We start from the raw sequence: 14113 nt of genomic DNA, 5'->3' as shown, positions 1-14113 counted from the left end.
ACGCTGCGTGGCGCGCCAAATCTCGCGTAGATTTTTCAAAACACAGCTGTTGCTGCGGCGGTCCCCTAGCGGACTACACGCAAGTGATTTCCCGGTGACGGCAGCCGCTTATTTTTCTTCGTTTGGCGACAGTCCACCGGTGGCGCAGTTCTGACGATCCGCGCCCTCCAACCACTGGTGTGTCTCAACACTTGCCACCTCGCCAGAAGCCTTCCGCTTTGGCCTCAACGAGTTGGTTCAATACATGCACAAGTTCAAATACGCGTTGCTGACGCTGCCGATGTTGTTGTTAGCTGCGCTCGCGCAGGCACAGACCGCCGGCACCATCACTTTCACGGCGAACAAGACCTCCTCGACCGGCAGTTTCGCGCCGGTACTCACGTGGTCGACGTCGCCGGTGGCATCGGGCTGCACGGCGAGCGGCGCGTGGAGCGGCACCAAGTTCGCGTCGGGCAGCGAGACGCTCGCCACCATCACGAGCAGCAAGGCCTACACGCTGACCTGCAGCTGGGGCAGTGGTTCTTCGACGGTGAGCTGGACCAAGCCGACCAAGAACACCGACAACAGCACCTTGACCAATCTCGCCGGCTTCAAGGTGGTGTTCGGCAACAGCGCGAGCGCGCTCAACCAGAGCAAGGCGGTCAACGACGCGAACGCCACCGGCACGACGATCGCCGCGCTCGGCGCGGGCACCTGGTACTTTGCCGTGCGGGCCGTGAATTCCACTGGCGTGGAGTCCGACAACAGCGCGGTGGTCAGCAAGACCATCACGAGCGCCACCGCCGCCAAGACCGTGAACATCACGATCAGCGGGGGAACAACGCCGCCGCCGCCGACCACACCTTCATTGAAGACCGTGAATCGCGACGTGTACGAAGTGGTCACCAGCAGCAGCGGTTCGCGCAGCCTCGGCCGCAAGGTCGGCACGATCGCGCTCGGCAAACCCTGCCAGGCTAGCTACAAGGTCTACAGCAGCCACTACCGGGTGACGAGATCGGATGTGAGGATCACGACCACGCCGCGTTCGACGAATCTCGTGGCGCGCTGCGCGACCGGTTGAGTTTTGTGGTGAGTTGAGAAGCAACGGCGGGCGGAGGCAAGGATGTCTCCGCCCGCCTTGTTGCTCGTTCAGATCACTCGATCGTGAACCACTGCACTTCGACGCGGCGGTTCAGCGCATTGTCCGTCGCGCCGCTCGGTTCTTCCCAGCCCCGGCCGACCGCTTCGACCCGCGACTTGTCGATCTCGGGGAATTTCGCGAGCAGGGCGTCATGGACCGCCAGTGCGCGTTGCCGCGACAGTTCCATCGCCTTGAGCGCCATGCTCTGCACGAGCTGCTCGCCACCCGACTGGCGGAATTCGTTCACGCGCGCGTTGTCGACGTGGCCGCGCAGCAGCACGGTCGAGCCGGGCGACACCTGCAGAAACCGCTTGATCGTCTGCAGATACTCCTGGTTCTGCGCGGCATTGCGGTCGAGGTTCGACGAATTGGGCTCGAAGAAGAAGCGGATGTCCTTGCTGAGCAGCGGATCGCCCTCGAGCGCCGACTGCGAAGCCGTGCGGATCGGCGCGATGGCGATTTTCTGTTCGGAGAACGGGCTGCGCTTCGCCAGGCCGTCGAGGAAACTCGTGTCCATGAAACGCGCCGGATCGGTCGGGTTCCTGATCACGCTGCCGTAGGCGAGCACCGAGGATTGAAAGATGCCGCCGAACGATCCGGCGGAGTCGATCGTGCCGGCGAAGAACGCGCGGTTCTCCGGTAGATTGGACAGATGCACGTGCGCCAGCTCGTCGCGCGCGTCGGCCTCGCTCCACTTGAAGGCCTTCGCGACCACGGCGATGTTCTCCGCCTGGTTGTCGCGCAGGCGGCGGTTGCCTTCGAGAATGCCGTGCACGAGGCCCTTCACCATCTCGGGGTGTGCCTTTGCGAAGCCCTTGTTGACGGCGAGAATATCGGCGACCACCAACAAGTTGCGGTTCGACACCAGCGCCTTGGCGGCGCCGTTCGAGGCTTCGATCACTTCATCCGTCTTCGGAGTCCAGCCGACGCAGCCGTTGAGCCGGCCGCTGCCGCTCGCGAGCTCATGTTGATAGGCGTCGCAGGCGGTGAAGGCGTCTTCATAGAACACGAGGCCCAGCGAACCGGCGGCCGGCTTCGAATCCAGGTCGCGCAGCACGGTCACCGGCACGCCAGCTTCCTGCGCGAGATAACGGATGAAGAACTCGCTCTCATTGAACTGCGAGGCCGCGAGTGTCTTGCCCGCGAGGTGGTTGATCGACGCGATGCCCTTGTCGACGACGACCATGTCGGCGCCGCGCGAGTAGCCGATCTGCACGGGCACCACGGCGTCGAACTGGCGGCCGAGCACGGCCAGCGCGTCGGTGGTGGTGGCCGTGGCCGCGAGCCGGCCGTTGTTGAGCGGCGACCAGGTCTCGTCCTCGCTCATCGAGATGGCGACCTTGAAGCCGTATTCCTTGGCGAAGAACGAATCCGCGTTCGGTTCCAGCCCGCCGTTCGCGACGATCAGGCCGCCGTAACCGGCGTATTCGCTGATGTCGATGCGCAGGATGTTGTCCTTCGGCACGAAGGTGTTCGCGGCTTCGAGCGTGGGTGTGCCGGTGACGGGTTCGATCGGCGTGGGCACGTCGCCGTCGGGCTTCGCGATGCCGGTGTCGGATTTCGCCGTTGGCGCGCTGCCGTTCGCGGCAGTGTTTGCGCTGCCGCTTGCCGGCGCGTCAGGCTTCTTGCCCAGCCACAGCCAGGCGCCGAGCGCGACGATGCCGAGCAGCAGCAGGATCGTGATGATGTTGCCGGCGGCGGAGCCGCGTGAACGACGTAAAACCATGGTCCCACTCCTTAGAGAACACTCACTCGGAAACCTTCGACGCGCGTTTGACGCCGCGTTTCGAAGCCAATAGATCCGCCGGCGGCGGCTCGTCCGTGAAATTGTCGATGCCCGCGAACAGCTCGCGTTGATCCTTGAGCCAGCGATTGGCCTCGTTCAGCGAGGCCGACACCGCGTCGAGCGATTGCGCCATGCTGTTTTCGTCGGTGGCGAGCAGTACCTGTTCGCGCACCAGCGACACCTGCTGGCGCAGACGGCCGAGTTCCGCGTCCACCAGCTCCTGGCGCTTTTCGGCCTGCGTGTGCGCGGCGCGGCGGGAAACGATGACTTCGATCTGCTGTTCGAGGCTGCGGCGCAGTTCGTCGTCGGTGTCCGGCGCCGCCAGCCGTTCGCGGCAGCGTTTCTCCTGCAGGTCGAGCGCCTTGTGCTCGCGATCGGCGACTTCGATCACTTCCGACAGCGACGCGCGCGCGGCGAGTAGTTTGAGATGCAGCCACGCCATCTGGCGCACGTCGCCGATCTGCGAGCCGTGTGTCTGGCTGCGCTGCAGCAGCGCGACGATCTCGGCGGCTTCCTGCTCGATCTCGTACTGGCGCGACTGCGCGGGGGAGTCGAGGTGGGCCAGCAGGTCTTCGTAGCGGGTGGAGCTGTCGCTCACACCCGCGATAGCGTCGACCGTCTTCCGGAAACGCTCGTTGCGCGACAGCGACCAGAGATAGATCCCTTCGAGGCCGAGGCCGATCAACCACAGGCCGGGATTGATGAATCCGCCCAGGAATCCGAACGCGGCGATGCCGAACCAGTTCGGCGGAATCGGCATGCCGAAAGGCCGCGCATTGAATGCGGCCGCGAGGTAGGAGGGTTTTTCCTTGAGGGCCATTACGTGGGCTGCGACGCCAGCGCGCGAAATGCGGGCGGCACGAAGTTGAGATCGGTCGCTTCGCGGATCGCGATGCGCATCTGGAATTCGAGCACGTCGGCGGGCACGGGGTTCTGATAACCCACCAGGCTCGCCTCGAGCGCGGCGCAGCCCGCGACGTTCTGCGTGCGCGAGTGGCGGTACGCCTTGACCACCAGCGCTTCGGCGGCACCGGGCGTCAACAAGGTGGGCATCTTCGGTTGGAGCTTGGCGAGTTCGTCGGGCTTGAGTTCGAGGCCGTACCGTTTGGCGAGCAGGGCTATCAATTGGGCGCTCTCGGCGGCAGTGCTGGTCGGCAGCAGCGGCACTTTCACGTCGACGCGGCCGGGGCGCTTGAGGTCGACCTCGATGAGGTCGGGACGCGAGGAGGCGAGCAACCACAACACGCGGCCGCGGTTGCCGCTGTCCGACATCTCCTGCGCGATCATCGAATAGATGCGGCCCGAAAGACCGCTGTCGCCGCTGCCCGAATCGCGCTTGCCGAGGGTCTGGTCGGCTTCGTCGATGAACACCATGCAGCGGCCGAGCGCGCGGATCAGGCGGAAGATCTTTTCGAGGTTGCCCTCGCTCGAACCCACCCAGCGGTCGCGGAAATTCTTGAGCTTGACCACGGGCACGCCGGCTTCACCGGCGAGGCACTCGACCAGGAAGGTCTTGCCGGTGCCGACCGGGCCGCACAGTAGATAGCCCATCGGCAGCGCTTTCAGGTCGCCGGCGCGCCATAGTGCGATGTCCTGGCGCAGCCAGGTCTTCAACGCTTCCTGGCCGTGGTAGTCCTCGAGCGTGCGTTTGGGCTCGATGAATTCCACCAGGCCCGCGGAATCGCGCTCGACCAGTTCTTTCTTGAGCTTCGCGAGGTCGGCTTCGCCCAGCGGTTTGGTTTCGAAGTGGCGCCGCTTCACGAGGCTGCCGAGGCTTGCCACGGTGACGCCGGCAAGTGCCGCGGCGATCTGCGCGAGGTTGGCGTCGGCGGCGAAGGCCTTGGGCGACTGCGCGCGCAGGATGTCGAGCGCGCGTTCGAGCTCGGCGGCATCGGCCAGCGGCACGCGGGTGCGCGTCGCGGTCGGGGAGTTCGCGATCATCGGCTCGACGTCGTTGAGGTTGTCGGCGATGAGCAGGCTCACGAGCGGCAGGCTGGTGAAAGGCGACTCGCACGACCACCCGCGCAGCAGGCTCGCGGTGCTGCCATGTTCGAAGCCGTCGCCGTCGGCCGGCACGATCTGGTCGACGCCGCGGATGATCACGGCGACATTGGGTGTCTTCGTGTCGTTGCCGAGCGTGCGCAGATTGCCTAGATAGCGCAGATAGCGGTCTATCCACTGCACGGCCTGCAGGGGCTGGCGCATCTGCTGTTGCAACTGCGCGCCCTGCCACTTGTTGACGATTTCGCCGCCGCGCTCGATGCGCAATCCCGTGCCCATGTCGTAGTCCAGCACGACGTCGAAGCTTTTGAGCAGTGTGCCCTCGAGCCAGTCCGTGAGGTTCACGAGCTGGCCGCCGATGGCGAGGCGATCGTGGACGTTGCCGAACAGGATGAACTGGCCGGACGCGCCGCTCTTGTAAGCGAGTGCGAGTTCGTCGGCCCAGACGGGCGTTGCGGAAGGAGCGGGCACGCCCGGCTCTCCTTGTATGGCGTTCAGCTAACTATTGACCCTTGTTCATTGACCTGAGGGCTTTTCGGCCTCGCCCATCGAGCGCTCGGCGGGCGCGGGTGCCGCGGCGCCCTTGAGGGAAATGCCTTCGCGCGCGGCGAAGTCCGCCAGCGCCTGGTCGGCGAGCGCGGTCATCTCGGCTTCCTTGACCACGACCTGGGACATGTCGACCGCATCGCGCGCAACGCGCGCGCGGCCCGCCGCCTTGTCGCGTTCTTCCGTGACCATGCCTTCGAGACGGTTCAGCGTGTCCCCGGCGCCGCCGATGTTGGTGATCATGCCGGCGCTCATCTCGTGGATTTCGGCCATGGCCTGATTCATGCGCATGTCATTGATCGCGCCCTTGAGGCTTTCGATCTTGGCGCGCGCGGTCTGCATGGCGACATCACGGGCTTTCACCAGGTTCTTGTAGGTGGTCTCGGCCTGTTCGAGCTGCACGCGGTTTTCCGTGAGCTGCGCTTCGACGGCCTGCAGGCGCAACGCATACTGGCCCGCGGCGGTGTTGTTGCCGGCACGTACGTGTGCGGTGGTCTTGGCGCGCAGGTCTTTCTGCTCGGCCTCGAGTTTGCGCACCTGGCTCATGAGGCGTTCGGCGAGACCGGCGTGGGAGGCCAGGCCCTGGTTGAAGTTGCCGATCTGCTTGCGCAGGTTTTCCTGCTCGAGCTCGAGCAACGCCTCGGGGTTGCGGCGTTCGACGCCGGAAACGAACAGCGACAGAAACCCTTTGAAGAGGTTGGCGATGCGGCCGAACATGTGTGCCCTCCGGCGAAAACGCCGCGCTCAGGCGCGGCAGGAACGGAGAATAAAGGTAGGGGGCTGCAATGCAAGTGGCGCCTGAAGAAGTGGTGCCGGAAGAAGTGGTGCCGGGGTGCAATTCTCGTAATTGTGCGCATCCCCAACCAAGCGCGACCGTCGACTCAATTACGAGAATTGCACCCCGGCACCACTTCTTCCGGCACCACTTCTTCCGGCACCACTTCTTCGGGCCACCAGCAGCAGTTCCGTCGCCACCGGAGGCGAGCGCACCAGGCCGATCTTCCGTGTGAATCCGAAATCCCACAGCGACCACCAGGGCGTCGAGGTGCGCACGTCGCGTGCCTCGTCGAACACGAAGCCCGCCTCGCGGACTAACTTCAGGTAGCCCTCGGCCGGACGCTGCACGCCTTCGGGATGGCGGAAAAACCAGCGCACCGTCCAGGTCCGGATGAACGCCTCGCAGGATTCGCTCAGGAACAGGTAGCCGCCGGGTTTCAGCACGCGATGCAGCTCGCGCAGCGCGCCTTGCTGGTTCGCCACGTGATGGATGAGCTGATGGCACAACACGCCGTCCACGGAAGCATCCGGCAGATCGAGCTTCGTCACCGAACAGGCGCGCACGTCCACCGGCACGCCGGCGTGCCGCGCTTCCACGCGCGCCAGCGCGAGCATGCGCGGATCGATATCGACACCGATGATTTCCCGCGCCGCGAAATGTTTCTGCAGCAGCGCGAAGGCGAGACCTTGCCCGCAGCCGACATCCATCATCCGGTCGAATGACGCAGGCGCGTCCGTACCCGCGAGATCGCGCAGATCGGCCACCGCCTTGGAGAGCACTTCGCGAAACCAGGTTTCCGTACTCAGAAACCATTTGCCGAAACGGGTTTCAGAAACCCAGTCGGACGCCGTCGATTCCATTGCACAATCATATTCCATGAAGGCCTTCGCACTACGCGTCATCGAGGCGCTGCCGCTCGCCGTGTTCCTCATCTATATGGCGGTGGCCGATCCGCGCGCGCAGATGGAGTGGCGACTGCCGTATTACGCCGCGACGGCGCTCGCGGTGGCCGGCGCGGTGCTGCTGTGGCGCGCCGGCGCGGTCTTCAACCGCATCTATCTCGGCATCGCCATGTATTTCGTGAGCGGCACCATTGCGCTCATCACGCGCTGGCCCTGGCTCAACGACGAATACGGCCGGCTCGAAGGCACCGCGATGCTGTACTGGGTGCTCGCCACCGGGCTGGCCGCCACCTTGTTCGATGCACGCGGCTACATCGGTGTCGATGCCGCGCCGCGCCTGGTGCGCGCGTATTCATGGGTGCTGCTGGCCGTCACCGCCATCGCGACCGCGGCGTCGATTTACTTCATCGGCAACCGGCTGTTTTCCTCATTTCTACCCTTCATCGCCGTGTTCACCGCGCTCGGCCTCATGAAGGCGCACCTGCATCGCGCGGCGGCCAGGGGTTAAGCTTGCGGCCATCCCTTCCCGGCCGGTATTGAGGAATTTCGATGAACAAGAACAACGCCTCGAGCGCGCTCGCCGCGGCCTGCATCACTCTCGCCCTCGCAGCGGCACTGCCGGCACCCGCATCCGCGGCGGACCAGCCCTCGCGCGGCCCCTTCGACGCCAAGGCGCGCGAACTGCTCGAGCACGTGATCGCGATTCCCACCTGGCGCGGCAACGACAAGGTGCCGGAGATGGCCGAATACCTCGCAAACGAATTCCGCGCCGCCGGATTTCCGGAGAAAGACGTCACGGTCCTCCAATTCGACAACCCCGGCGACAAGACCGCCGCGCTCGTGGTGCGCTACCGGGGCGACGGCAGCGGCGGCAAGCCGGTCCTGCTGCTCTCGCACATGGACGTCGTCGCGGCCAAACGCGAGGACTGGGTGCGCGACCCGTTCAAACTCATCGAAGAAGACGGCTATTTCTTCGGCCGCGGCACGAAGGACGTGAAAGACGGCGTGGTCGCGCTCACCACGACTTTCCTACGCCTGAAGAAAGAAGGCTTCAAGCCCAAACGCGATCTCATCATCTTCTTCAGCGGCGACGAGGAAAATGCTCAGCTCACCACCGTGGCGACTGTGCGCGATCATCGCGCGCTCGTGGATGGCGACTACGCGCTCAACTCCGATGCGGGCGGTGGCGCACTCGACGAAGTCACCGGCAAGGCCAGCTCCTTCAGCCTGGGCACCGCCGAGAAGACCTATGCCGACTTCTTGCTAACTACCCACAACCCCGGCGGCCACAGCTCGCAGCCGCGCGCGCAGAACGCGATCTACGACCTGTCGGCCGCGCTGCTGAAGGTCGGTCAGTACAGTTTCCCGGTGATGTGGAACGACACCACGCTCGCGTACTTCCGCGCCACCGGCAAGACCCATGACGACGCGCTCGGCGCGGCGATGACGCGTTTCGCGGCGAACCCGCGCGACGCGGCAGCCGCGGCCGTGCTCTCGGCGGATTTCGCGGTCGTGGGCAAGCTCCGCACGACCTGCGTCGCCACGCAGCTCGCGGGCGGCCACGCGCCGAATGCGTTGCCGCAGTCGGCGACCGCCAACGTCAACTGCCGCATCTTCCCGGGCGTCAAGCCGGACGACGTGCGGCAGACGCTGCAGGAGCTCGTCGGCAAGGACGTCGAAGTGAAGAGCGTCGTGGAACCGATGTCGAGCGACGCGTCGCCGTTGCGTCCGGACGTCGTCGACGCGGTGACCCGCGCCGTGCACAAGGTTTATCCCGGCGTGCCGATCGTCCCCAACCAGGATTCGGGCGCGAGCGACGGCCTCGTGTTCCGCGCCGCGGGTATTCCTTCGTATGGCGTCGAGGCGGTCTTCATAAAGCCGAGCGAGGAGTTTTCGCACGGCCTCAACGAGCGCATCCCGGTGGACAGCTTCTACCGCAGCCTCGAGATCTGGTACCAGCTCGTCACGGACGTGGGCGGCAAGCGCAAGAAGTAGTTCGCCGCGAGTCGCGCCGTGAACACCACCGCAGAACCGCTCGGCACGCTGCAGTTCGCGCTGCAGAACGCCGCGCGCCTGCTCGAGCGCGAGCCGGCGTCCGCCGCCGAACAGGCCGCGGAGATCCTCAAGGTGTTTCCGGATCAGCCCAACGCGCTGGCGCTGTCCGGTCTCGCGCTCGGGAAGTTAGGCCAGGGCGATGCCGCGATCGAGGCGCTGCGCCGCGCGGTGCAGCTCAAGCCGGATCTGCCGGATGCCTGGCGCGCGCTCGGCGATCACTACAGCGCGCTCGAGATGACCGAAGCGGCGGACGCCGCCTTCGCGCAGCACATCCGCCACAGCACGCGCGATCCCAAGCTGATGAGCGCCGCGCTGGCGCTGGCCGAGAACCGCATTCCCGAGGCGGAACACGAACTGCGCGAACATCTGAAACGGCATCCCACCGATGTCGCCGCGATTCGAATGCTGGCGGAAGTCGCCGCGCGCATCGGCCGCGTGAACGACGCCGAAATCCTGCTGGCGCGCTGCGTCGAGCTCGCCCCGGGCTTCACCGCCGCGCGGCAGAACTACGCGATGATGCTGCACCGGCAGAACAAGCCGATCGCCGCGATGGCCGAAGTCGAGCGCTTGCTGGTGGACGACCCGAGCAACCCCGGCCTGCGCAATCTCAAGGCCGCCATCCTGGGCCGCACCGGCGAATTCGAGCGTGCCATCGCGATGTACAAGGCGGTGCTCGTCGACTACCCGACCCAGCCGCGTGTCTGGATGAGTCTTGGGCACGCCCTCAAGACCGCCGGCCAGAATGCCGCGAGCATCGACGCCTATCGGCGCTGCGTGGAAATCCAGCCGCAACTGGGCGAGGTCTGGTGGAGCCTCGCGAATCTCAAGACCTTCCGCTTCACGCCCGCCGACGTGGCGACGATGCGGGCGCAGCTCGAGCGCGACGATCTCAAAAACGACGATCGCTTTCATTTCCAGTTTTCGCTCGGCAAGGCGCTCGAAGACGCGGGCGAATACGACGCGTCATTCGACTACTACGCGAAAGGCAATGCGCTGCGGCGCAAGCTCGTTCGTTACGACGCGGACGAGAATGCGGCGCACGTGGCACGTTCGCGCAAGCGTTTCACGCGCGAGTTCTTTGCAGCGCGCAGCGGCTGGGGCGACCCGGCGCCCGACCCGATCTTCGTCGTGGGCCTGCCGCGCGCGGGATCCACCTTGATCGAGCAGATTCTCGCCACCCATTCGCAGGTCGAAGGCACGCAGGAGCTGCCGGACGTCACGATGATCGCGCGCCTGGTGGGCAAGCGAACGACGCGCGCGGAGACTTCGGCGTACCCGCGCGCGCTGGACAAGTTCTCGGCGGAGGAAATCGCGGCTTTCGGCGCGCAGTACCTCGAACAGACGCGTATCCAGCGCAAGACGCCGGCGCCGTTTTTCATCGACAAGATGCCTAACAACTTCGCGCACGTCGGGTTGATCCACCTGTTGCTGCCGAACGCGAAGATCGTCGATGCGCGCCGCCATCCGCTCGGCTGCTGCTTCTCCTGTTTCAAGCAACACTTCGCGCGCGGCCAGAATTTCACCTATGACCTGGGCGAGATCGGCCGCTACTACCGCGACTACGTCGAATTGATGGCGCATTTCGACGCCGTGCTGCCGGGTCGCGTGCATCGCGTGTTCTATGAAAACATGGTCGAGGACACCGAAGGCGAGGTGCGCAGGCTCCTGGCGTACTGCGGACTGCCGTTCGAAGAATCGGTGCTGCGCTTCCATGAGAATCAGCGCGCCGTCCGGACCGCGAGTTCGGAGCAGGTCCGGCAGCCCATCTTTCGCGAGGGAATGAACCAATGGCGGCACTTCGAGCCGTTCCTCGACCCCCTCAAGGCTGCCCTCGGACCCGTTCTTTCCGCGTACCCCGCAACACCGCAGTTTTGATTCCGTGGCGGCTGGCATACACTCGGCGCCACATGGTGCCGGGAGGTCTCGTCCGGTGCCCACAAAAAGCGGGGAGTGAACAATGACACGCAGCAAACTGCGCAAGATCCACCGTGAAAACCACAAGCTGCGTCAGGCGCTGAAGCACGGCATGCCCTTCGCGGGCGCCATGCTCGCCGGGGCCGGCGTCGTGCACGCACAACAGCCGGATGAAACGTCCGGTCTAGAAGAGGTGGTCGTCACCGCGCAGAAGCGCAACGAAAGCCTGCAGGACGTGCCGCTGTCGATCCAGGCGATCGGCGAGAAGGAGCTCGGTCAGCTCAAGGTCGACGACTTCGGCGACTACGTGAAATTCCTGCCGAACGTCTCCTATCAGACGCTCGGCCCGGGCCTGTCGCGGCCCTATATCCGCGGCGTCGCGAGCGGTGAAAACGCGAACCACTCGGGTCCGCTGCCGAGCGTCGGCGTGTACCTGGACGAGCAGCCGATCACCACGATCAACGGCCCGCTCGACGTGCAGATCTATGACATCGCGCGTGTCGAGGTGCTGGCCGGCCCTCAGGGCACGCTGTACGGCGCCAGCTCCCAGGCGGGCACCATCCGCATCATCACCAACAAGCCCGATCCCGACGCTTTCGACGCGGGTTACGAGCTCACTGGCAGCGAACTGTCGGGCGACTTCGGCTACACCGCGCAGAGTTTCGTCAACATTCCGCTCAGCGAGCGCGCGGCCGTTCGCATCGTCGGCTGGAAGAAGCATGAGCCGGGATTCATCGACAACGTCCGCAGCGATCGGGTGTTCCCGACCTCCGGCATCGCGGTCGACAATTCCGACCGCATCGAGGACAACTACAACTCCTGGGACAAACATGGCGTGCGCGCCACGTTGGGTATCGACCTCAACGACAACTGGACCATCACGCCGAGTGTGATGATGCAGAAGACCACTTCGAAGGGCTCATTCGGCTATGACCCGACCGTGGGGGAACTCGAAGTCGCTCATGCGTTGCCCGAGAACGCGCACGACAAGTGGACGCAGGCCGCGCTCACGATCCAGGGCAAGATCGGCAGCTGGGACATCACGTACGCTGGCGCGCACCTCAACCGCACGGTGCAAACGCAGCTGGACTATGCCGACTACTCGTTCTTCTACGACACCTGCTGCGAATACGGCAGCTCGATGTACGACAACGACGGCACGCTGATCGATCCGTCGCAGTTCATCGTCGGCAACGACAAGTACACCAAGCAGAGCCACGAACTGCGGTTTTCATCGCCCGCGGAGAACCGCTGGCGCGTGACGCTCGGCGCGTTCACCCAGAAGCAGACGCACGGGATCACCCAGGATTACCAGGTCGCAAACCTGGCGGACATGTTCGAGGTCCCCGGCAATCCGGATACGCTGTGGCTCACGGAACAGGAGCGCACCGACCGCGACGATGCGCTGTTCGGCGAGTTCACGTTCGACCTCACGGATAAATTGTCCGCGACCGCGGGCGTGCGCTTTTTCAAATCCGACAACTCACTGTTCGGCTTCTTCGGTTATGGCGCCGGATGGAGCGGCATGACCGGCGAAGCGGCGTGTTTCGATCCGACCGATTTCCGGCGCGCGCCGTGCGTCAACCTCGACAAAGAGGTCAAGGAAGACGGCAATACCAAGCGGTTGAACGTCACGTACCACGTCAACGACGACGTGATGTTGTATGCCACCTGGTCGGAAGGCTTCCGCCCGGGCGGCATCAATCGCCGCGGCACCGTTCCGCCCTATCTCTCCGACTTCCTGACCAACTACGAAGTGGGCTTCAAGACCACGTGGGCCGAGAACCGGCTGCGCATCAACGGCGCGGTGTTCCAGGAGGACTGGGACGACTTCCAGTATTCGTTCCTCGGATCGAACGGCCTGACCGAAATCCGCAACGCCGGCCAGGCGCGCATCAAGGGTTTCGAGGCGGACATCGTGTTCGCCGTGACGAACGGCTTCACGCTGTCGAGCTCGGTGTCGTGGCTGGATGCGAAGACCACCGCGGACTACTGCGGCGCCACCTATGGCGGCGACAACAATGACGGTTCGGAGCCGTATGTCCTGCCAGACGATCCGCGTTTCGGTCAGCCGGTCGAGAACTGCGCGGATCCGGATGCGCCGCGCGGCACGATCCTGGCGGCGCCGAGCGGCCAGGAGCTGCCGGTGCAACCGAAGTTCAAGGCGAACATCATCGCGCGCAGTGAATTCCCGCTGGGCGATTTCAAGGCGCACGCGCAGGCGGCCATGGTCTATCAGGACAGCGCGTGGACCGATCTGCGGACCGCGGAACGCGACCTCCTCGGCAGGCAGGCTTCCTACAGCCTGTGGGATCTTGCGGCCGGCATCGAAAACGACAGCTGGGGGCTCGAGCTGTTCGTCAAGAACGCCTTGAACCGGCGCGCCGAAATCGCGCGCTACACCGAGTGCGGCATCTTCCAGCCGTTGACGGATCCGACCAACAGCACGCCGCTGTGCGGTCTCGAGCCGTACATCGTCGTGAACACGCCGCGCACCGTGGGGATCACGTTCTCGAAGAAGTTCTGATGAGCACGCCCGGGCAGGGACGCCCACCGTTCCCGCCGTTCACACGCGACACGGCCGCGCAGAAAGCGCGCGCCGCGGAAGACGCGTGGAATTCGCGCGACCCCGAACGCGTGTCGCTGGCGTACACGGTAGATAGTGCGTGGCGCAACCGCGCGGAGTTCTTCTCCGGCCGCCCGGCCATCGTGGAATTTCTCACGCGCAAATGGGCGCGCGAGCTCGACTACCGGCTGATCAAGGAAGTGTGGGCGTTCGAAGGCGCGCGTATCGCGGTGCGCTTCGCGTACGAATGGCGCGACGACTCGGGGCACTGGTTCCGTTCGTACGGCAACGAGAATTGGGAATTCGACGAGCTCGGCCTGATGCGCAGGCGGCACGCCAGCATCAACGATCTCCCGCTCACGGAAGCAGAACGGAAATTCCGCTGGCCGCTCGGGCGAAGGCCGGATGAACATCCGTCGTTGAGTGAACTCGGTCTCTAAGTCCG

11 protein-coding genes are annotated in these 14113 nt (G+C 64.9%); 6 read left to right on the top strand and 5 right to left on the bottom strand.

Going from position 1 to position 14113, the window contains the following annotated elements; genetic code table 11:
- Positions 1–244 precede the first annotated feature (244 nt).
- A complete protein-coding gene (locus WDO72_04580; protein MEJ0084930.1) occupies positions 245–1060 on the top strand; it encodes a hypothetical protein in 816 nt (271 codons plus the stop codon).
- Between the two features lie 73 nt (positions 1061–1133).
- Here the strand turns inward: WDO72_04580 and WDO72_04575 are convergent, their stop codons facing one another.
- The 5 genes from WDO72_04575 to WDO72_04555 all read right to left on the bottom strand — a co-directional run bounded on the left by WDO72_04575 (position 1134) and on the right by WDO72_04555 (position 7091).
- On the bottom strand, positions 1134–2846 hold the full coding sequence (locus tag WDO72_04575; GenBank protein ID MEJ0084929.1) for a phosphate ABC transporter substrate-binding/OmpA family protein: 1713 nt from the start codon (positions 2844–2846) through the stop codon (positions 1134–1136).
- A gap of 22 nt (positions 2847–2868) precedes the next feature.
- On the bottom strand, positions 2869–3726 hold the full coding sequence (locus WDO72_04570; protein ID MEJ0084928.1) for a hypothetical protein: 858 nt from the start codon (positions 3724–3726) through the stop codon (positions 2869–2871).
- Positions 3726–5378 (bottom strand): AAA family ATPase, encoded by a 1653-nt coding sequence (locus WDO72_04565; GenBank protein MEJ0084927.1) that lies wholly within the window; start codon positions 5376–5378, stop codon positions 3726–3728. Before WDO72_04565 ends, WDO72_04570 begins: the two co-directional genes overlap by 1 nt.
- 45 nt (positions 5379–5423) lie before the next feature.
- Positions 5424–6170: a PspA/IM30 family protein gene (locus tag WDO72_04560; protein ID MEJ0084926.1), complete on the bottom strand. Its 747-nt coding sequence runs from the start codon at positions 6168–6170 to the stop codon at positions 5424–5426.
- Between the two features lie 168 nt (positions 6171–6338).
- On the bottom strand, positions 6339–7091 hold the full coding sequence (locus tag WDO72_04555) for a class I SAM-dependent methyltransferase (GenBank protein MEJ0084925.1): 753 nt from the start codon (positions 7089–7091) through the stop codon (positions 6339–6341).
- Positions 7092–7107: 16 nt separating this feature from the next.
- Between WDO72_04555 and WDO72_04550 the strand changes: the two genes are divergently transcribed.
- The 5 genes from WDO72_04550 (at position 7108) to WDO72_04530 (ending at position 14108) form a co-directional block, all read left to right on the top strand.
- On the top strand, positions 7108–7641 hold the full coding sequence (locus tag WDO72_04550; GenBank protein MEJ0084924.1) for a hypothetical protein: 534 nt from the start codon (positions 7108–7110) through the stop codon (positions 7639–7641).
- A gap of 41 nt (positions 7642–7682) precedes the next feature.
- On the top strand, positions 7683–9128 hold the full coding sequence (locus WDO72_04545) for a M20/M25/M40 family metallo-hydrolase (protein ID MEJ0084923.1): 1446 nt from the start codon (positions 7683–7685) through the stop codon (positions 9126–9128).
- An 18-nt stretch (positions 9129–9146) separates the two neighbouring features.
- The gene (locus WDO72_04540) at positions 9147–11063 is read left to right on the top strand and encodes a sulfotransferase (protein MEJ0084922.1); all 1917 of its coding nucleotides are present in this window, start codon (positions 9147–9149) and stop codon (positions 11061–11063) included.
- An 82-nt stretch (positions 11064–11145) separates the two neighbouring features.
- Entirely contained in the window at positions 11146–13629 is a 2484-nt protein-coding gene (locus WDO72_04535) for a TonB-dependent receptor (GenBank protein ID MEJ0084921.1), read from the top strand.
- On the top strand, positions 13629–14108 hold the full coding sequence (locus WDO72_04530; protein ID MEJ0084920.1) for a nuclear transport factor 2 family protein: 480 nt from the start codon (positions 13629–13631) through the stop codon (positions 14106–14108). Before WDO72_04535 ends, WDO72_04530 begins: the two co-directional genes overlap by 1 nt.
- Positions 14109–14113: the final 5 nt, after the last annotated feature.

This window comes from Pseudomonadota bacterium (assembly GCA_037200975.1).
Lineage (GTDB): Bacteria > Pseudomonadota > Gammaproteobacteria > Steroidobacterales > Steroidobacteraceae > CADEED01.
This window is presented reverse-complemented; position numbering and strand designations above follow the sequence as displayed.